Origin of the sequence: Dyella sp., from assembly GCF_035277725.1 — a bacterium.
Taxonomy (GTDB): domain Bacteria; phylum Pseudomonadota; class Gammaproteobacteria; order Xanthomonadales; family Rhodanobacteraceae; genus Dyella_B.
In genome coordinates, this window is record NZ_DATEJY010000162.1 from 1 (window position 1) to 20,627 (window position 20,627).

Sequence of the window (20,627 nt, forward strand, 5' to 3'; positions counted from 1 at the left end):
CGCGATCGGTTCGGTCAAGAGCAATGTCGGCCATCTGGTGATGGCGGCGGGTGCGGCCGGCGTGATCAAGACGGCGCTGTCATTGGCCGAACGTCGCCTGCCGCCATCGCTGCATTTCCGCGCCAACAACCCCAAGCTCGAGCTCGGCAACTCGCCATTCTTCGTCAACGACACGTTGCGCATCTGGACGTTCGACGGCGGCCCGCTCCGCGCGGGCGTGAGTTCCTTCGGCGTTGGCGGCACCAACGCGCATGTGGTGCTGGAAGAGCCCCCGCAACGCGAGCCTTCCGACGCCGCCGAAGGCCCGCAGCTTTTGCTGCTTTCCGCGCGCAGCGATGCAGCGCTGCGCAGCGCAGCGGAACAATTGAGCGCGCATCTCGCCAGGCAACCGGAAGCCCAGCTCGCCGACACCGCCTGGACGCTGTGCAAGGGCCGAAAGCTGTTTGCGCATCGCATGCACGTGGTTGCCGACAGCGTCGACGACGCCGCCAAGCGCCTGCTGGACCTGACGTTATCGCCCGCAAAAACCGCACTGAATCCGGCGCCGGGCATCGTCTTCATGTTCCCCGGCCAAGGCTCGCAATACGCCGGCATGGGGCGCGGGTTATATGAAACGGAACCGGCCTTCGCCGCGGCGATCGACGCCTGTGCGGAGATTCTGCGCGATGAACTGGGCTTCGATTTGCGCGAACGCCTGTTTGCCGACGATGCCGAAGCACTGCGCGCCACTGGCCTCACCCAGCCAGCTATTTTTTCCATCGAATATGCGCTCGCACGTTTGTGGATGAGCTACGGCGTCACGCCCGTGGCGATGATCGGCCACAGCGTCGGCGAATTCGTCGCAGCAGTAGTCGCGGACGTGATGAGCCTTGCCGACGGCGCACGCCTGGTCGCGCGCCGCGGACGCCTGATGCAGGCGCTGCCTGCCGGCTCGATGTTGTCCGTGCGCATGGATACTGCGCAGCTGGCAACGCGCTTGCCGGCCGCGCTATCGCTCGCCGCCGAAAACGCACCCAATGCCTGCGTGGTATCGGGCGAAACACCACCGGTCCAAGCCTTCCAGGCGGAACTCGAACAAGCCGGTATCGCTTGCCGGTTGTTGCATACCTCGCACGCGTTCCACTCTTCGATGATGGATCCGGCACTGGCACCGTTCCGGCATGCCGTCGAACAGATCGCGCTGTCCGCACCGCGCATACCGATTGCGTCGACCTTGACCGGCAGCATGCTGAGCGACGACGAAGCGACGTCGGCCGATTACTGGACGCGCCATCTGCGCGGCACCGTGCGTTTTTCCACGGCACTGCAAAACCTGCTGGCCGAACCGCAACACGCCTTGCTGGAAGTGGGCCCGCGCACCACGCTCAGCCTGTTGGCGCGCCAGCATGCGCAAAGCCGCGGCAGGATCGTGCTGGCATCGTTGGCCGATAGTCCATTGAACGAACGCGCCACCTGGCTCGATGCGGTGGGTCAATGCTGGTCGTGTGGCATCGATATCGCCGTTGGCCAGCTGGATCGCCGGCAGCGCAAGCAGCGCGTGCGCCTGCCCACGTATCCGTTCGAACGCAAGCGTCATTGGATCGATGCGCCACGCGCGTCCGACGCACCACCGGCGGCAACGGTATCGAACGTTGTCGCGCTTCCCGTGCGATCCGAACCCGCCGTGGCGGCAGCCACGCCTCTCAACGCCATTCCGGAGGCCACCATGGCCGCATCCGCCACGTCTGCACGCGCCACGCGCCTGGTCACGCAACTCCGCACGCTGTTCGAAGACGTTGCCGGCGCCGAATTCGATGGTGTCGATCCGGCCACGCATTTCGTCGAACTCGGCCTGGACTCGCTGTCGCTGACGCAGGTGGCGTTGCAGCTGCAGAAGACCTTTGCACTGAAGATCACCTTCCGCGAACTGATGGAAGCGCATTCCTCGTTCGCCAGCCTCGCCCAGCATATCGACCGCTTGCTGCCGCCCGGAGCCGCCGCAGCCATTCCCGCGACCGAGCCGGCCGTCGCCACGCCGCCCGCCGCAGTCGTCGCCACGACAAGTCAGGTATCCGTCATGTCCCTACCCGCGAATGGTGGATTGATCCAGGACGTGATCCAGCAGCAGATGCTGATCATGCAGCAGCAATTGGCCTTGCTCGCGAATGCCGGTAACGCGGCGCCGGTCGCCACCGCGGCAGCACCCGTGGCGCCACCGTCGCCACCAGTCGCCGTGCAAGCTAAAACGCCGGCCAGCGATGCGCCGCAAGACGAAGAAGCAGCCATCGCGCACACCACCTACGACGTCAAGAAAGCCTTCGGCGCGATCGCGCGCATCCATTCCGGCTCGACCGAGCTGACCGGCCGCCAGCGCGTGCGCCTGGACGCTTTCATGCGCCGTTATATCGAGCGAACGCAAACATCGAAGGCCTATACGCAGGAACATCGTCCGCACCTGGCCGATCCACGTGTGGTGAACGGATTCCGGCCACTGCTGAAGGAAATCATCTACCAGATCGTGATCGAACGCTCCAAGGGTCCGAAGGTGTGGGATCTGGATGGCAACGAATACGTCGATGCACTGAATGGCTTCGGCATGAATCTGTTCGGCTGGCAGCCGGATTTCGTGCTCGATGCCGTGCGCAAGCAGCTCGACCTGGGTTATGAAATCGGCCCGCAACATCCGCTGGCCGGCGTCGTCGCCAAGCAGGTGTGCGAACTTACCGGCTTCGATCGCGCCGCATTGTGCAACACCGGCTCCGAAGCTGTGATGGGCACCGTGCGCGTAGCACGCACCGTGACCGGCCGCGACACGCTGGTGATCTTTTCCGGTTCGTATCACGGCATCTTCGACGAGGTAATCGTGCGCGGCACCAAGAAGCTGCGCTCGGTACCGGCGGCACCGGGCATTCTGCGCAATACCTCCGAGCACGTACTGGTGCTCGACTACGGCACGCCTGAATCGCTGGCGATCATCCGCGAGCGCGCGTCATCGATCGCTGCCGTGCTGGTCGAGCCGGTGCAGAGCCGCCGACCTGATTTCCAGCCCCGCGAGTTCCTGCAGGAACTGCGCGCCATCACCAGCGATGCCGGCGCTCTGCTGATCTTCGACGAAGTGGTCACCGGTTTCCGCTCGCATCCGCGCGGTGCGCAGGCGGTGCTTGGCATTGATGCGGACCTTGCTTCCTACGGCAAGGTGGTCGGCGGCGGTTTCCCGATCGGCGTGATCGCCGGCAAGCGCAAATACATGGATGCGCTCGACGGCGGCGGCTGGCAGTTCGGCGACGCGTCGATTCCGACGGTCGGCGTCACCTACTTCGCCGGCACCTTCGTGCGCCATCCGCTCGCGCTCGCCGCCGCGCATGCAGTGCTCGACCACTTGAACACATCGGGCGCCGCCTTGCAGGAACGGCTTAATGCGCGTACGGCATCGCTCGCCGATGAACTGAATGCCTTCTGCGCCGAGATGGGCGCGCCGATCAAAGTGACGCACTTTGCGTCCGTGTGGAAGACCAACTTCCTGGAAGACCATCCGCTGCAGGATCTGCTGTTCGCGATGATGCGCAGCCGCGGCATCCATATCCTCGACAACTTCCCCTGCTTCTTCACCACCGCGCATGCCGAGGAAGATTTCGCGGCGATCGCCAAGGCGTTCAAGGATTCCGTGCTCGAATTGCAGGAAGCCGAATTCCTGCCACGCCGCAAGAAGATCGACGTGCTGCCGCTGGACGCGGCCAAGCCGCCCGTCGCCGGCGCGCGCCTGGGCAAGGATGAGGAAGGCAAGCCGACCTGGTTCGTGCCCAATCCCGATGCACCCGGCAAGTACATGAAGTTGAGCGCATGAGGGACCACGCCATGAACACCAACGATGTAAACATTGTTTCCACCGCCGTCGACTACGATCCGTTTGCCGAGGCCGCGCTGGCGCGTGTCGTGCCGGCAACGGCGTCGCAGCGCGAGATATGGCTGGCCGCGAAGCTCGAACAGGAAGCCTCGCTGGCCTATAACGAATCGGTATCAATCCGTTTTTCCGGCGAGCTGGATGTGGCGGCTCTGCAGGCGGCGTTGCAAGGCGTGGTCGACCGGCATGAAGCGTTGCGCTCCACGTTGAGCGTGGATGGCAACGAGCTTTGCATTGCAACTTATGTAGAGCTGGATTGCATCGTGCATGACCTTTGCGGCTTGAATGAAGCCGATCGCAATGGAAGCGTTGCCGAAGCGCTTCGCGTGGCCGTCAGCACGCCGTTCGACCTGGAACATGGCCCGCTGGTGCGCGCGCAATTGCTGCGGCTTGCCGCGCAGGAACACCTGCTGATCTTTACCGCGCATCACATCGTCTGCGATGGCTGGTCGTTCGGCGTGATCGTGCGCGACCTTGCCGCGCTGTATGCGCAACAACTTGGCCAAGGCGCCGGTCCAGCGCCGGCGGATGCCTTTGCGGATTACGCCGCCGCTGAAACGATGCGCGCGGAAACGGTAGGCGGCCAGGTCGATGAGCAATACTGGCTGAGCCGCTTCAGCGGCGCACTTCCGTCGCTGGATCTCCCGACTGACAGCGCGCGCCGCCGCCATCGCAGCTTCGCTTCGCAGCGCGAGGACCGCACGCTGGATGCTGCGCTGATCGCCGACATCAAACGCATGGGCGCCAAGCGTGGCGCGAGCTTTTACGCCACCCTGCTGACTGGCTTCAGCGCCCTGCTGCATCGCCTGACCGGCCAGGACGACGTCGTCGTCGGCATTCCGAGCGCGGGGCAAGCGGTCGATGGACAGCACAACCTCGTCGGCCATTGCGTCAATGTATTGCCATTGCGCACCGTGATCGACGCACAAGCTTCGTTCGCCACCGTGCTCAATCATTTGCGCAGCGATCTGCTCGATGCATTCGAGCATCGGCAGTACACGCTCGGCAGTTTGCTTGCACGCCTGGCGATGCCGCGCGACCCGGGCCGGTTGCCGCTGGTCAGCGTGCTGTTCAACCTCGATCAGGCGCTGGACGAACGCACGGTGTCGTTCCCTGGCCTGCGTTTCGAGTTTTCCGGCAACGCGCGTGCATTCGAGAATTTCGAGCTGTTCGTCAACGCGGTGCAAGTCGGCGACGGCCTGCGCCTGGAATGCCAATACAACAGCGACCTGTTCCGCGCCGAAACGATTCGCTGCTGGCTCGACGCCTACGAAACCCTGCTGCGCAACGCCGTCGCAACGCCTGAGACGGCCATGCAGGAACTCGGCCTGCTGTCGGAAGCTGCACAGCGCGACCTCGCAAGCTTGCAACCGGCAAGCACGCCGTATCCGGAGCAGCAACTCGCCCACGAATATTTCGAGCGGCAGGTTGACCGCGTTCCGCACAACGCGGCGGTACGCCATGGCGCAAGGCATTTGACCTATGCGCAATTGGAAGCTCGCGCCAACCAGCTCGCGCACGTGCTGCGCGATCGCGGTATCGGCCGCGGCAAGCTGGTGGGCATTGCGCTGGCGCGCAAGGTGGACATGCTGGCGACGGTGCTGGCCGTGCTCAAGACCGGTGCCGGGTATGTGCCACTCGATCCGACGTTTCCCGCCGACCGCCTGGCGTTCATGGCCGAGGATGCGGCCTTGGCGATGCTGATCGTCGACGACGCCGCGCCACCGGCCTTTGCATTTCCGTCAACGAAAGTGCTGTCGCTGACACGCGATGCCCATGCGATCGAATTGGCCTTTGCCACGCGCCTGCCGCGCGATGCGGCGGCGGCAACGCCCGACTCCGTGGCCTACGTGATCTTTACCTCCGGCTCTACCGGCCGACCCAAGGGCGTGCGTGTCCCGCATCGCACCACGTCGAACTTCCTCACCAGCATGCAAGGCGTGCCGGGCATCGCGGAAGACGATCGGCTGGTCGCCGTGACCACGCTGTCGTTCGACATCGCCTTTATGGAATTGATGCTGCCGTTGAGCGTCGGCGCCGAAGTCATCATTGCCGACCGTGACGACGTGCGCGATGGCGCGGCCTTGCGCAAGCTGGTGGAGCAAAGCGACGCGACCATGATGCAAGCGACGCCTTCCGGCTGGCGCATCCTGATCGAGGCTGGCTGGCAGGGGCGCGAGCGTTTTCGCGCGGTGTCCGGCGGCGAGCCGTTGGCGGTCGATCTGGCCGAAGCGCTGCTGCAGCGTTGCAGCGAAGTGTGGAACGGCTACGGACCGACCGAAACCACGGTCTATTCGACCTATTGGCGCGTTGAGCATCCGCGCTCCGGCATCTTTATCGGCCGTCCGGTCGCCAACACCCAGGTGCATATCCTCGACGAACACCGCGCGCCCTGCCCGTTGGGCGTGCCGGGCGAAATCTATATCGGCGGCGCCGGCGTCACGCTGGGCTATTTGAATCGCCCGGAACTGGACGCCGAACGCTTCCTGCCCGATCCGTTCGCCAACAGCAATGATGCGCGCATGTACCGCACTGGCGATCGCGGCCGCTGGTTGGCCAACGGCATGCTCGAACACCTTGGCCGCCTGGATTTCCAGGTGAAGGTGCGCGGCTATCGCATCGAACTGGGTGAAATCGAAGCCGTGCTGGCCGACGTGCCCGAGGTCGATCGCGCAGTGGTGATGGCACGCGAGGATCGTCCCGGCGACGTGCGCCTGGTGGCCTATGTGGTGATGCGCGAGCAGCCTGGCTTCGATGAAGCGGCGTTGCGCGAGCCGCTCAAGCAGCGCCTGCCGGACTACATGCTGCCGCAGCACATCATTCCGCTCGATGCGATTCCGCTGCTGCCCAATGGCAAGACCAATCGCAAGGCGCTGCCCGCGCCGCAAATCCATTCGGTGGCCTCGGACACCGCACGCATCGCGCCGCGCGACGACGATGAGCGCCGTGTAGCGGCAGCGATGGAAAGCGTCTTGTCGTTGCCGGATCTCGATGTACGCGACGATTTCTTTGCCCTTGGCGGCCACTCCTTGCTGGCGGCGCAACTCACCGCACGGTTGAACCGCGAGTTCGGCATCACCCTGTCGTTTCGCACCCTGTTTGACGCGCCGACCATCGCCGAGCTCGCCAAGGCGATCCGTGCACAAGTCGCCAGCGGCACCGCGCCCGCCACGCAGCCGATTACGCGGCGCGCCGATCAAAGCCGTGCGCCGCTGTCCTTGATGCAGCAGCGCCTGTGGTCGCTGGAAGAACTGCAGCCCGGCCGCGTCACCTACAACGCGCCCTCCGCGCATCGCTTGCGCGGGCATCTGGACGAGACCGCATTCCAGCTTGCGTTGCAGGCCTTGATCCAGCGCCAGCCAATCCTGCGCACGGCGTTTCGCCGTGACGGCCACGAGGTGGCACAGATCGTCGTTCCCGATCTGGAAGTGCGCCTGTTTCCCGCCGAGGATCTTTCCGCGCTGCCGGAAAACGAGCGGGAATCCGCCTTGATGGCACGCCTGCAGGCGCTCACCGATACACCGTTCGATCTCACCCAGGCACCGCTGTTCAGCGCGCGCATGTTCCGCCTTGGCGACGACGATCATGTGTTCTTTTTCATGCCGCATCACATCATCTGGGATGGCTGGTCGTTCGACATCCTGTATGCGGAGCTGTCCGCGCTATACCGCGCCTTTATCTCGGATGCGCCATCGCCGCTGCCGCCCTTGCCAGTCAGCTACGGCGACTTCGCCGCCTGGCATACGCAATGGCTGGAGGGGCCGCAGTTCCAGACGCAGCTTGCCTTCTGGCGCGAGCGCCTGGCGCAGATGGCGGACATTCGGGCCCTGCCCACCGATCAACCACGGCGGCCAGGCATGTCCGGCATCGGCCGCACCGAATGGATCCGCGTGCCCAAGCAGGCGACGGATGCCATGCATGACGTCGCGCGCGCAGCGGACGCCACGCTCAACATGACCTTGCTTGCGCTCTATTACGTGCTGCTCAGCGGCATGGCCGGCGAACGCGATCTGGTGGTCGGCACGCCGGTGCGTGCGCGCAACCAGACCGAAGTCGAATCGGTGATGGGTTATTTCAATAATCTCTTGCCGTTACACATCAATGTTGACGCGACGCTCTCGTTTATCGATTTCGTTCGTTACGTGAAATGCGCGGCGATCGAAAGCTTCGGCCATCCCGATGTGCCGCTCGAATACCTGCAGCGGGAATTGCGCGTAGGCGCCGGCAGTGGCGCGGTGCTCTACCAGGCGCTGTTTTCGTTCCAGGATGCGCGCCAGCGCGTCGTCGACTGGGGTGGGTTGGCGCACGAACAGATCCTGCTGTTCCAGAGCGGCGCTACCGAAGACCTGGGCCTGTGGTTCCTCGAAAGCAACCACGGCATGGTCGGTGGCGTCACCTACAACGCCGACATTCTGCAAGCCGAAACGGCACGCCTGCTGCGCGACCGTTATCTCGCGATGATGGCGCGCGTCAGCGAGGATCCCCGGCAACGCATCAGTTCGCTCACTGCCATCGGCGCGGCCGAGCTGGCGCAGGAGCAAACGTGGAACGAAACATCCCTGATCGTCACGTTACCGAACAGCGTGCCCGCCATGTTCGAGCGGCACGCCGATCGCACGCCGGATAAAACCGCGTTGACCTTCGGCAGCTGGGGCACGCGCTATGGCGATATCGAGCAACGCGCCAACCGCATCGCGCATTGCCTGCGCACACGCGGCGCGAGCAGCGGCACGGCCGTTGGATTGGCGGCAGAACCCGGCATCAATCGCTTGGCCGGTATGCTGGGCATTCTCAAGGCCGGCGGCGTGTGCGTGTTGCTCGATCCCACCGATCCGGCGGCACGCCTGAAAGAAATTATCGCGGATGCCTCCATCAGCTTGCTGGTAGGCGACAGTGCACTGGAAAGCACGCTGCAGTGGCCGCGTGCGCAAGCCTTGTGGTTCGATGCGGATACCGTCGAAATCATCGGCGCCGCCAGCGACCGCAGCCGCCTGGTGAGCGAGGGCATCGACGACCACGTCGCGATCATCGTCTACCTGCCCGGCGTGGATGGCCGACCGCGCGGCGCGGGCTTTACGCATCGCGCCATCGCCAATGTGCTGCAAGGCTTGCAGGCGTCGCTCGGCTTGTCGGCGGACGATCGCATCCTGGCGACCGCTTCGGCAGCGACGAGCGATGCCATTGTCGAAAACCTGTTGCCGATCGCGCTCGGCGGCGAATTGATTCTCGCCCACCAGCGCGAAGCACGCGACGGCGAGGCGCTGGTCGCGCTGGCACAGAACCATCAAGCCAGCGCGATGTTCGCGGCACCCGGCGCGTGGCAGGCAATGATCAGTGCCAACTGGACCGGCCGCATGGCGATGAAGGCCATTTGCATCGGCGGCCTGCCGACACCCGAATTGGCCGTAAAGCTGGCCGAACGCTGCGCCGGCATCTGGAATGTATCGGGCTGCGCCGACGCCGCACCGGCTGCCACTTGCGGCCGCATCGAGCGGCCGGCCGAAAGCCTGCACAGTGGCCAACCGCTCGGTAATACCGCGGTGTGGATTCTCGACGATCAACAGCAACCCTGCCCGATCGGCGCAATCGGCGAGATCCACATCGGCGGCGCATCGCTGAGCCAGCCATTCGGCAGGCGTGCGATGGCGCATGGCGATGGCGCCGTCATGGCTTCGGCGGCGGCGCAGGATATGCGCCTGCAACGCACGCATTGCCGTGGGCGCTGGCTGGTCAACGGCAACGTTCAAGAGATGGGCCGCACCGATCGCCGCGAGCGCATCCATGGCCGCGACGTCGACCTGGGGACGGTTGAAGCCGAACTGCTCAGCCAACCCGGCGTGATCCGCGCCGTCGCCATCGCGCGCATGAATCAGGTCGGCAGCATGCATATCGACGCCTATGTGGTTGCCGCGCCCGAGCACAGGCTTGACACCCAGCAACTGGTGGCGGCCCTGGCCGAGGCGTTGCCCGCGCATGAAGTGCCACAGCACCTGGTGCTGCTCGATGCCCTGCCCTTGATGGCCAATGGCGAGGTAGATATCGCCGCGCTGCAGTCACCGGCCGAAGCCGCCGCCGACGACGACATCGACGACGCCACGCAACCGAAGACCGCCAACGAGCAATTGCTGGCCGCTCTGTGGAAAGAATTGCTGGGCCTTGCTCGCGTGCGCACCAGCGACAACTTCTTCGATATCGGCGGCCATTCGCTGATGGCGGTGGACATGGCGGCGCGCGTGCAACGGCAGACCGGCATGTCGTTGCATCTGCTGGATATTGCCAATGGCACGCTGGGCACGCTGGCGGCGGGGTTCTCGGAAAGCGCACCCAGTACGCCGCCGCCCGCTAAAGCCGGCTCACTACTGGGGCGCTTGTTCGGGCGCCGCTGACATGAGCGCATCGGCACGGGGGAAAACCGATATGAAACATTCGGAACACTTGCTTGATGGTTGCGTGACAACGACAACCTGCCGCGAACCCGCCCCCTCACCTGTCTGCAGGGGATGGCCAGGGTGGGGTGCGAGCGAAGCGAGCGGCGCAGGCCAGACATTGCTGCAAGACCATGCCGCCGTAGATCCAATGCTCGTCATTCCAGCGAACGCCGGAATCCAGTTAAGTACGTCGTGCAAAGCACACAAACTCCTTATGCCGTGTGCTGCGCACATCATGTTTGACTGGATTCCGGCGTTCGCCGGAATGACGTCACCGCGAGATTTGAATGGCGATGACTTATCAAGCATCTGCATATTCACTCGCCACACTCACCATTAGGAACTCCGTCCATGCTGACTCAAGACGAAGGCAACGGCAGGGCATCGGGCATCCGCGGGCGCGTGGCGGAGCTGTGCTACAGCACCGGCGCATTGCATTCGCTGCAGCGCGTACGCTCGTGGTGGCAGCGGGACTTGCGCATCCTGGCTTATCACCGGGTGATGCCGCTGCCCGATCCGGCCACGTTCGATTTCGATCTGGAATTGATCAGCACCACGCCGGAGCGCTTTCGCGCGCAGATGCAGCACGTCAAGCAGCACTTCACGCCCGTCAGCCTGAGTGACGTTGCCGCCGCCTTGAAGAACGGCGACGCGCTGCCCCCCGATGCCGTGGCCATCACCTTCGACGACGGCTACGACGACAACTACCGCATCGCCTACCCCATCCTGCGCGAGCTGGACATTCCCGCGACGTTCTTCGTCTCCACCGGCCACATCGATATCGGCAAGCCGTTCGGCTACGACTGGCTGGTCCACATGATCCTGCTGACCCATGCACCACGCCTGGTGCTGCCGGAAATCGGCATGGACGTGCCGATGCCGCATGACCGCAACCTGCGGCGCTCGCTGGCAGGCACGGTCCTGAAGACCATGAAAAGCATCGACGCGATGAAGCAGGAAGCGATGATCGAGCGACTGGAACAGGAGTGGCGCATGACCAGCAACGTGCGCCCGGACGATTGCCGACCGATGACCTGGGACCAGGTGCGCGAGATGCACGCCGCCGGTTTCGACATCGGCTCGCACGGCGTATATCACCGCATGCTGGCCAAGCTTTCGGGCGGACTGATGGCGGATGAAGTACGCCAATCCAAGGCCACGTTGGATCGCGAGCTTGGCGTTCCCGCCACCTTGATGTCCTACCCGGTCGGCGGCGATCGCGCGTTCGACGAGGGCGTGATGAACGCCACGCGCGATGCGGGCTTTGATTTGGCCGTCTGCTACATCTGCGGCACCAATCCACGCCCGGCGTCCAATCGCTACGCCCTGTTCCGCCTGCCGGTCGAACGCATGATGGGTCCGGGCTGGTTTGCCGCGATGCTGGCCTTGCCAAGCCTGGTCAGCTATCCAACCGCCCACCACGAGCCAGCGCGCGAGCAGGTGCACGCCTGATGTTTCCGCTGATCCTGCTCTATCTGGTGTTGACGATCATCCGCCCGCAGGAATACATGGCGGCGTTTACCGGCGTGCCGATTCTGCCGGTGGTGCTGGTTGCCGCCTTCTTGTGCTGGCTGGCGTCGAACGCCAAGACGTTTGCAGCACCGCAATTCATCATCCTGCCCGTCTTTCTGCTGGTGCTGATGATCTCGGTGGTGGTCAACGGCTGGGTCGGTGGCGCGCTGGATCAGTTCGAGAAATTCGGGCCGATCGCCATTGCCTTCTTCGTGTTTGCGGCGGCATGCCATACGCAGCAGCGCGTAACCATGGCCATGGCCGTCTTCGTGTTGTGTTCGGTGGTGCTGGCCGTGCACGGCATTCAACAGGCAAAGGACGGCGTGGGCTGGACCGGCGTGCCGATTTCCGAAGATGGGCGCATTCAATACGTCGGCATTTTCAATGATCCGAACGACCTTGGACTGCTGTTTGCCACCGCCATTCCCATGTCGGTGTATCTGAGCACGCTGCGAGGATTGATGCTGCGCCTGTTCTGGCTGGCCTGCGGCGGGTTGTTGTTCTACGGCACCTATCTCACAAACTCGCGCGGCGCGCTGCTTGCCGTGCTGATTGTGGCGGGTGTGTATGTCTGGTATCGGCGCGGCTTCATTACCGCGGGCACGCTGGGCGTGGTCGGCCTGGCCTGCATGAAGCTGCTGTCCTCGCGCATGCAGGAACTGGACCCGGATGAGGAATCGGCATCCGGCCGCGTGAATGCGTGGTACGAAGGCCTGCACATGTTTCTGTCGCACCCGGTATTCGGCGTCGGCGCGGGCAATTTCACCGAGTACAACGATCTGACCGCGCACAACTCGTTCGTGCTGGTGTTGGCCGAGACCGGGTTTGTCGGTTATCTGCTGTGGCTGGCCTTTGTCGGCTACGGCTTCTGGATGATGCTGACGGTGCTGCGCCACAAGCCTGCTGGCCTCGACGATCCGGCGCGCGCCAAGGCGTGGCAGGGCGAACAACGCATGGCGCTGACTTTGTTGCTGTCGCTGTTCGGCCTGTTTTCGGCCGCCTTTTTCTTGAGCCGCAGCTATACCGTGGTGATGTATCTGCTGTCGGCGATGGTAGTGGGCTATTACGTCAGCGCGCGGCAACGCTTTCCCGGCCTGCGGCTGTTTACGCTGGGGAGCAATGCGTGGTTCTGGTTATCGGCGTCTGCTGGGAGCATCGCGGGTTTCTTTGTGCTGGTTGCTGTGTTGTTGCGTGTGGGCTCATGAATAGGCGGCCATTTACGTTGCGACGCGACGATGCACGCCCTCTCCCCTTCGGGGAGAGGGCTGGGGCGAGGGGCGGTGCGGAGCAAGCAGCTCATCACTGCGTCCGTCACATAACGACGGATGGCTACCTGCCGGTATCGGTATCTCGCTCCGCCAGGCCCCTCACCCCAACCCTCCCCCCGGAGGGGAGAGGGGGCCGTATATCGCATAGCCGGACACAACGCAGGAAGCGTGCAGCATGAGCGCCCTCTACGAAGCCGCCTTCCGGCGCATCCTGTTCCCCGCCTACGAAACCGGCCTGCGCCGCCGTCGCACACTGGCTTATCTCGACGCTTATCGGCGCGATCAGTGGCTGGCGCCGGAACAGCTCGCAGCCTTGCAATGGGCGCGGCTGCAGCGCTTGCTCGAGCACTGCTATCGCGACGTGCCCTACTACCGCAAGCAATGGCGCGAACTTGGCATCACGCCCAACGACATCCGCAATCTGGACGACTATGCCCGCCTGCCGCTCCTGACCAAGACCGACATCCGCGAGCATGCCGACGAACTCAAGGCCGACTCGTGGCGCGATCGCCTGCTGTACAAGGCGACCGGCGGCTCCACCGGCGAGCCGATGCGCTTCGGTTTTACGCGCGAAAGCAACGATCGCCGCACCGCCGTGATGTGGCGCGGCTACGAATGGGCCGGCTCGCGCATGGGGCGCCGCACGTTGTTTTTGTGGGGCGGACCGGTGGGCGATCCCACGCGCGCGCACCAGCTCAAGGATCGTCTCTACAACACCGTCTTCGCACGCCGCGTGCTCAACAGCTTCAAGATGACGGAAGCGAACATGGCCGAGTACGCCGATGCCATCGACCGCTATCGGCCGGACATCATCGTCGCCTATGTCGGGCCGCTGGTGCAGTTGGCGGAATGGTTGAACGCGTGCGGCCGCACGATCTGGCGTCCGCAAGCGATCATCGGCGGGGCCGAAGCAATGCATGGTTTCCAGCGCGAGGCGATCGAGCAGGCCTTCATGGCGCCGGCGTTCAATACCTATGGCTGCCGCGAGTTCATGCTGATTGCCGCCGAGTGCGAGCAGCGCCATGGCCTGCACGTCAACAGCGATCACCTGGTGGTGGAGCTGTGTGGTTCGCACGGCACCGCAAACGATGGCGATGGCCACACCGGCGACGTCGTCATCACCGATCTTTTCAATTACGGCATGCCGTTCGTGCGCTACGCCAATGGCGACATGGCGACGGCATCCGCGGAACGCTGCAGTTGCGGGCGCGGCTTGCCGCTGCTGGCACGGATTGAGGGCCGCATCCTGGATGCGATTCGCACGCCGGGCGGACACGTGCTGCCCGGCGAATTTTTTCCGCACATGCTCAAGGACGTACCCGGTTTGCAGCGCTTCCAACTGGTGCAGCGGCGACTCGATCGCCTCGATCTTTCCATCGTGCGTGGCGCGGGTTTTGACGACGCCTCGCTCGAATACATCCACCACGAAGTCGACAAGGTGCTCGGCGACAGCGTGCAGTTGCATTGCCACTTTGTCGACGAGATTCCGCTCACGCGCAGCGGAAAAATGCGGGTCACGGTCTCGGAGCTGGCGCCGTGAACATCACTCATTTCGTCGAAAGCCTGGATCGCGGCGGCCTGGAGCGCATGGTGCTGGAGCTGGTGAAATATCAGCATCGGCAAGGGCATCGTTGCCAGGTGGTGTGCTGGTATTCGGCCGGCTCGCTGGCGCATGAACTGGACGAACTGGGCATTGCGGTGCAGGTATGCGGCAAACGCCAGGGCTTGGATCTGACCGCGCTGGCACGCGCGCGCCGGATGGTGAGCACGCATGCCACCGAGGTGCTGCATACGCATAATGCGGTCGCGCATTACCAGGCCGTGCTGGCCACGTGCGGCCTGCCGATGCGGCGGGTGATCAACACGCGCCACGGCATGGGCGTCAACCGCCGTGCGCGGCGGCGCGAGTGGCTGTATCGGCGTGCGTTGATGCGCACCGATACCGTGGCCACCGTGTGCGAAGCGGCGCGCAGCGATGCAATCCGGCGCGGCATCATTCCCTCGGCCAAGGCGTGCGTGGTGCCCAATGGCATCCGCGTGGATGCATTTGATACTGCATCGCCATCGACGCATGGCCGTGTCGCGCGATGGCTGAACCTGCCCGAGCACACGCGCATCATCGGCACGGTCGGGCGCCTGAACTGGACCAAGGATCAGCTCGGCCTTATCCGTGCCTTCAAGCGCGTGCACGAACAGCATGCCGATACTGCCCTGGTCTTGATCGGCGACGGCGAACTGCGCGCTTCCCTGCAACAGAGCGCCATCGACGAAGGCGTCGTCGATAGCGTGCATTTCCTCGGCGATCGCAGCGACGTGCGCGAATGGCTGCAAGGCCTGGACCTGTTCGTGCTGTCCTCGCTGAGCGAGGGCTATTCGATGGCCTTGCTGGAAGCGAGCGCCGTCGCGTTGCCCATCATCGCCACCAACGTCGGCGGCAATGGCGAGATCGTGCGTGACGGCATCACCGGCACTCTGGTGGCAGCGGGAGATCCATCGGCGCTGGCCGACGCGATGCTCGCGCTCTTGCGCAATCCGCAGCAGGCGCGGGCCTTGGGCCACGCAGCGCGCACATGGGTCGAACGCTACGGCTCGCTGGAAACGATGGCGATGCGTTACGCCCAACTTTACGACGGCTCAAAACTTGACCAAGGCTCTAGGGACGGCCACCTCGCATGAAAGTGTTGATCCTCACCAATTTGTTTCCCACCCCCTGGGATCCGCTGCGCGGCGCCTTCAATCGCCAGCAGTTCGAACGCCTCGGCCAGCTGCATGAGGTGGACGTCATCACGGCGATCGACTTTCGCGAACGGCTCCACGATCGCCGTGGCGAAGTGAATGCCCAGCATCTGCGCTCCGACTATTTCACCTTCGTGTTTCCGCCTCGCATCGGCCGTTCGCTGCATGCGATCTGCTGGCTTTTGTGCTTGCTGTGGCAACGCGGTCGCCAGATACGGCGTGCCCATTACGATTGCATGCTGGTCAGCTGGGCCTATCCCGATGGGGCCGCCGTGGGTTGGCTGGCGCGCTTGCTGCGCATTCCCTATGTGGTGAAGGTGCATGGCAGCGATCTCAACGTGCAGGCCAATAACCTGTTGCAGCGCCCGCAGATTCGCTCGGCATTGAAGGGCGCGGCGGGCGTGGTGGCGGTAAGCAAGGCCTTGGCGACCAAGGCGGTCGGCCTGGGCACGCAACCCTCTCACGTGCACGTGCTTTACAACGGCGTCGACACGTCCATCTTTCATCACGAAACGCGCGCCGAATCGCGGGCCAGGCTCGGGCTTTCCACGTATTCGCCGCTGCTGTTGTTCGTCGGCAACTTGAAGCCATCCAAAGGTTGCCTCGATCTGCTTGAAGCCTTTCCGGCGCTACTCGCCGCGCAACCCCTGGCGCGTTTGATCTATGTCGGCACCGGTGCGGCCCGCGCCGCATTGATTGAACGCGCCAAGGCACTCGGTTGCCTCGATCACGTCGAAATCGCCGGCGCCGTAGCGCATGACGAACTGGGCGACTGGTTTCGTTCCGCCGACCTGCTGTGCCTGCCCAGCCATAACGAAGGCGTGCCGAATGTCGTGCTTGAAGCGATGGCATGCGGCACGCCCATCGTCGCCAGCCACGTCGGCGGCATTCCGGAAGTGGTGCCCCATTACGCCGGCATCCTGGTGCCACCCCGCGCGCGGCAAGCGCTATCCGCCGCGCTGATCGAAGCCAGCGCGCGGCGCTGGAACCACAAGCGCATCGCCATGCATGCACGCGGTTTTCGCTGGGAGGACAACATCCGCCAACTGGATGCCATCTTGCACGCCGCCGTCGAATCCTCCGCCACCGCCGGTGTGTCCGCATGAATATGAGACCGAGAAAACATCAGTGGCTGGGCCTGCTGCCGGATGCATTGGTGCAGACCAAGGGTTCGTCCCACGCCAATATCCGCTACCTCACTTTCGATGACGGTCCCGATCCCATCTATACACCGCCATTGCTGGACCTGCTCGCCGAGCACGGCGTGAAAGCGAGTTTTTTCCTGGTCGGCCAGAAGATCGAGCGTCACCCCAGGCTGGTGGAGCGCATCGTCGCCGAAGGGCACATGGTGGGCAATCATTCCTATAGCCATTGGTCGTTCAAGCGCATGACGACGCGCAAGAAGCTCGACGAGATCAACAGCACCGATGCCTTGTTGAGCGCCTTCGACGGACGCGCGCACCATCGCATGCGGCCACCGCATGGCTACATCGGCGCGGATCTGCTGTGCTACTTCGCCGTGCAACGACGCACCTTTGTCTATTGGTCGTACGACAGCCTCGATTACCAGGACCGGCCCAACCGCGTGATGGTCGACCGGCTGCGCGCGGATCCACCCTCCCCTGGCGACATCGTGCTGATGCACGACGACAGCGATCGCGCCCGCGACGCGCTCACGGTGATGCTGCCGGAATGGCTGTCCGACGGACATGCTTTTCACGCGCTGCCGCAGGAGGCGCGATGAATATCCTGTACCACCATCGCACCCGCGGTCGTCACGTCGAAGGCGTGCATATTCGCGGCATCGTGCATGCGTTGCGCGCGCTGGGACACACGGTGTCGATCCTGTCGTTTCCCGGCGCCGATCCCGAACACGAATCGACCACGCAGGGCAATTCGAAGCGTAGCCACATCGCTGCCGCCATCACACGCCTGCCGGGCGTATTGTTCGAATGCCTTGAGCTTGCCTACAACCTCGTCACGCTTTTTCGCGTGAGTGCGGCGATCCGCCGGCAACGCCCGCAGCTGATCTACGAACGCTATTCGCTGTTTCTGTGCGCGACGGTGTGGCTGGCGCGGCGGCGCGGTATTCCATTGGTATTGGAGATCAACGATTCGGCCCTGGTCGAACGCGTGCGGCCGTTGCGCCTGAAAAGCCTGGCGCGGCGTATTGAGAAATGGTGCCTGCATAACTGCACTGGACTCGTCTTCATATCGAACTATTTCCGCGACCAGGCGCAAGCGGCCTACGGCCCGATGGCGCCATCGGTGGTGTCGCCCAATGCGGTCGATCTGTCCCGCTTCGATCCTTCGCGTTTCGATGCCGCCAGGTTGCGCACCGAACGCGGGCTGGATGGCCGCATCGTCTGCGGGCATATCGGTGTCTTTGCGCATTGGCATGGCGTGGATGCGTTTGTCGAAGCCATTGCCGCGCGCCTGCACGAAGCCCCGCAACTGGCGCTGGTGTTTGTCGGCGATGGGAAGACCTTGCCGGCGGTGCGTGCACTCGTCGTCGAACGTGGCCTATCCGACCGCGTGCTGCTGCCCGGCCGCGTGGCGCACGAGGACATCGCCAGCTGGATCGCCTGCATGGACTACGCGGTGCTACCCAACTCCAATCATTACGGCTCACCGATGAAACTGTTCGAGCTGATGGGCATGGGCGTCGCGGTGGTCGCACCCGATTACGCGCCGGTGGCCGAGGTGATCAGCGATGGCGCGACCGGCTGGCTGTTTCCGCACGGCGAGATCGATGCATGCGTGCAACGCGTGCTGGACCTGGCCACGCAAGGCGACGAACACCGGCGCGTGGGCGGTGCCGCGCACCGCTATATCCAGCGCGAGCGCCAATGGCGCAACAACGCCGAACAACTGCTTACCCTGATGCCCGGCAGCCGCGCCGTGATCAGCGAACACAGCATGCTTGAAGGAGCACACTGATGTGGACGATCGCGCTGTGGCTTGCACTTGCGACGCTGCTGACGCTGGCAGTCGCCGTCACCCTGGCGATACGCGCGCGCCAGATGCAGATCTGGCTCGGCAGCTATATCCGGCGCCGGCGGCCGCGCGTGACCGGCAAACCGATCCACGTGATGTTCTGCTTCGTCGATCACTTTGAACCGGCCTGGGGCAAGGCCGACCTGCCCACGCAACGCGCCCGCGTGGATCGCTGGTGCCGCGATTACCGCAAGCTGGCCAGCGTGCATCGGGACGCCGATGGCCGGCCGCCGCAGCACAGCTTCTTCTACCCGGAAGAGGAATATCTCGAGGAACACCTGCAAAAGCTGGCCGCTTTGTGTGCGGATGGCTATGGCGAAATCGAAGTGCATCTGCATCACGACAACGACACGCCCGACAACTTCCGCGCCACCATCGACCGTTTCAACCGGGTGCTGCACGAACGGCACAACGCCTTGCCGCGCGACCCCAAGACCGGCCAATTGCGCTTCGGATTCATCCACGGCAACTGGTGCCTGGACAACTCGCGCGCGGACGGCCGCTGGTGCGGCATCAACAACGAATTGATCCTGCTGCGCGAACTGGGTTGCTACGCCGACTTCACCCTGCCCTCCGCGCCCAGCGAAACGCAGACGCGGATGATCAACTCGATCTACTACGCAACGGACGATCCCGCGCGGCCCAAGTCGCACGACTCGGGCGAGCCGGTCCATGTCGGCGGCAAGCCCAATGGCGATCTGATGATCGTGCAGGGGCCGTTGGGATTGAACTGGCGCAGCCGGCGCTTCGGCATCGTGCCGCGCATCGAGAACGCGGATGTTCGCCACGCCTGCCCGCCGACGCCGGATCGGATTGATGCATGGATCAACACCGGCGTGCACGTGGAAGGCCGACCCGAATGGGTGTTCGTCAAGATCCACACGCACGGCACGCAGGAGCGCGACATGGACACGCTGCTTGGCGACGCCACCGATCGCATGCACCGCTATCTGGAAGACACCTACAACGACGGCAAGCATTACGTATTGCATTACGTCACCGCGCGCGAGGTCTACAACATCATCAAGGCGGCCGAAGCAGGGTTGACCGGCAATCCGCATGGCTACCGCGACTACGAACTGCCTCCACCCGGCGTGCGCATCGATAACGAAGTGCAACGCGACATGGCCGTATGAGCAACGATCTCGTCAGCGTGATCATGCCGGTCTACAACGCCGAGGCGTGGCTGCGGCGCGCGATCGATTCGGTGCTTGCGCAGCATCACGATCGGCTGGAATTGCTGGCCGTGGATGACGGCTCCAGCGATCGCTCCCCGGAGATGCTCCAAACCTATGCAGCCGCCGACGCGCGGGTGCGCGTCTTGCGGCAACCCTGCAATGGCGGCGTTGCTGCCGCCCGCAACGCCGGCATCGCCGCCGCGCGTGGCGGCTACATTGCCTTCCTCGACGCGGATGATTGGTGGCATCCGGCCAAGCTGGAACGTCAATTGGCCAGCATGCGCAAAAGTGGTGCCTTGATCAGTTATGCCGCGTACTGGCGTGTCGCCGAAGACGGCCGCCTGTTGAGCCAGGTGACGCCGCCGCCACAGGTGAACTGGCAGGACATGCTTGCCAGCAACTTCATCGGCAACCTTACCGGCATGTACGCGCGAAGCCTCGGCGACGTGCCGTTTCAGCGCATCGGCCATGAGGATTACGTGTTCTGGCTGGAACAGGTGCGGCGTGCCGGCCGCGCCGTACGCGTGGAATCGCCCGAACCGCTGGCCTGGTACCTGGTGCGCGAGCGATCGCTATCGGCCAACAAGCTACGAGCAGCGTCGTGGCAGTGGGCGATTTATCGCAGCGT

At 64.0% G+C, this 20,627-nt stretch carries 11 protein-coding genes; all 11 read left to right on the forward strand.

Going from position 1 to position 20,627, the window contains the following annotated elements:
• Positions 1 to 3,823: type I polyketide synthase (locus VJR68_RS14575; protein WP_324148795.1), on the forward strand; the 3,823-nt coding region annotated here is incomplete at its 5' end.
• Between the two features lie 11 nt (positions 3,824 to 3,834).
• Positions 3,835 to 10,266 (forward strand): non-ribosomal peptide synthetase, encoded by a 6,432-nt coding sequence (locus VJR68_RS14580; RefSeq protein ID WP_324148797.1) that lies wholly within the window; start codon positions 3,835 to 3,837, stop codon positions 10,264 to 10,266.
• A 393-nt stretch (positions 10,267 to 10,659) separates the two neighbouring features.
• Positions 10,660 to 11,760 carry a polysaccharide deacetylase family protein gene (locus VJR68_RS14585; RefSeq protein WP_324148799.1) on the forward strand — a complete coding sequence of 367 codons (1,101 nt, stop codon included), beginning with the start codon at positions 10,660 to 10,662 and terminating at the stop codon, positions 11,758 to 11,760.
• Positions 11,760 to 13,025: an O-antigen ligase family protein gene (locus tag VJR68_RS14590; protein WP_324148801.1), complete on the forward strand. Its 1,266-nt coding sequence runs from the start codon at positions 11,760 to 11,762 to the stop codon at positions 13,023 to 13,025. Before VJR68_RS14585 ends, VJR68_RS14590 begins: the two co-directional genes overlap by 1 nt.
• A 238-nt stretch (positions 13,026 to 13,263) precedes the next feature.
• Complete coding sequence (locus VJR68_RS14595) at positions 13,264 to 14,628, forward strand: phenylacetate--CoA ligase family protein (protein ID WP_324148803.1); 1,365 nt, start codon at positions 13,264 to 13,266, stop codon at positions 14,626 to 14,628.
• Positions 14,625 to 15,764: a glycosyltransferase gene (locus tag VJR68_RS14600; protein ID WP_324148805.1), complete on the forward strand. Its 1,140-nt coding sequence runs from the start codon at positions 14,625 to 14,627 to the stop codon at positions 15,762 to 15,764. The genes VJR68_RS14595 and VJR68_RS14600 overlap by 4 nt, the downstream gene beginning before the upstream one ends.
• Positions 15,761 to 16,930: a glycosyltransferase family 4 protein gene (locus VJR68_RS14605; RefSeq protein WP_324148806.1), complete on the forward strand. Its 1,170-nt coding sequence runs from the start codon at positions 15,761 to 15,763 to the stop codon at positions 16,928 to 16,930. Before VJR68_RS14600 ends, VJR68_RS14605 begins: the two co-directional genes overlap by 4 nt.
• Positions 16,927 to 17,568 carry a polysaccharide deacetylase family protein gene (locus VJR68_RS14610; protein WP_324148808.1) on the forward strand — a complete coding sequence of 214 codons (642 nt, stop codon included), beginning with the start codon at positions 16,927 to 16,929 and terminating at the stop codon, positions 17,566 to 17,568. Before VJR68_RS14605 ends, VJR68_RS14610 begins: the two co-directional genes overlap by 4 nt.
• Entirely contained in the window at positions 17,565 to 18,764 is a 1,200-nt protein-coding gene (locus VJR68_RS14615; protein WP_324148810.1) for a glycosyltransferase family 4 protein, read from the forward strand. The genes VJR68_RS14610 and VJR68_RS14615 overlap by 4 nt, the downstream gene beginning before the upstream one ends.
• Positions 18,764 to 19,957 carry a hypothetical protein gene (locus VJR68_RS14620; RefSeq protein ID WP_324148811.1) on the forward strand — a complete coding sequence of 398 codons (1,194 nt, stop codon included), beginning with the start codon at positions 18,764 to 18,766 and terminating at the stop codon, positions 19,955 to 19,957. The genes VJR68_RS14615 and VJR68_RS14620 overlap by 1 nt, the downstream gene beginning before the upstream one ends.
• Positions 19,954 to 20,627 (forward strand): glycosyltransferase family 2 protein (locus VJR68_RS14625; protein WP_324148813.1); only part of this gene is annotated, 674 nt, incomplete at its 3' end. The genes VJR68_RS14620 and VJR68_RS14625, both read left to right, overlap by 4 nt.

What these genes read in the sequence shown, in the direction of transcription:
- VJR68_RS14585 (WP_324148799.1), top strand. Translation starts at nt 10,660, where the DNA reads ATGCTGACTCAAGACGAAGGCAACGGCAGGGCATCGGGCATCCGCGGG.
- VJR68_RS14620 (WP_324148811.1), top strand. Translation starts at nt 18,764, where the DNA reads ATGTGGACGATCGCGCTGTGGCTTGCACTTGCGACGCTGCTGACGCTG.
- VJR68_RS14605 (WP_324148806.1), top strand. Translation starts at nt 15,761, where the DNA reads ATGAAAGTGTTGATCCTCACCAATTTGTTTCCCACCCCCTGGGATCCG.
- VJR68_RS14610 (WP_324148808.1), top strand. Translation starts at nt 16,927, where the DNA reads ATGAATATGAGACCGAGAAAACATCAGTGGCTGGGCCTGCTGCCGGAT.
- VJR68_RS14595 (WP_324148803.1), top strand. Translation starts at nt 13,264, where the DNA reads ATGAGCGCCCTCTACGAAGCCGCCTTCCGGCGCATCCTGTTCCCCGCC.
- VJR68_RS14590 (WP_324148801.1), top strand. Translation starts at nt 11,760, where the DNA reads ATGTTTCCGCTGATCCTGCTCTATCTGGTGTTGACGATCATCCGCCCG.
- VJR68_RS14615 (WP_324148810.1), top strand. Translation starts at nt 17,565, where the DNA reads ATGAATATCCTGTACCACCATCGCACCCGCGGTCGTCACGTCGAAGGC.
- VJR68_RS14580 (WP_324148797.1), top strand. Translation starts at nt 3,835, where the DNA reads ATGAACACCAACGATGTAAACATTGTTTCCACCGCCGTCGACTACGAT.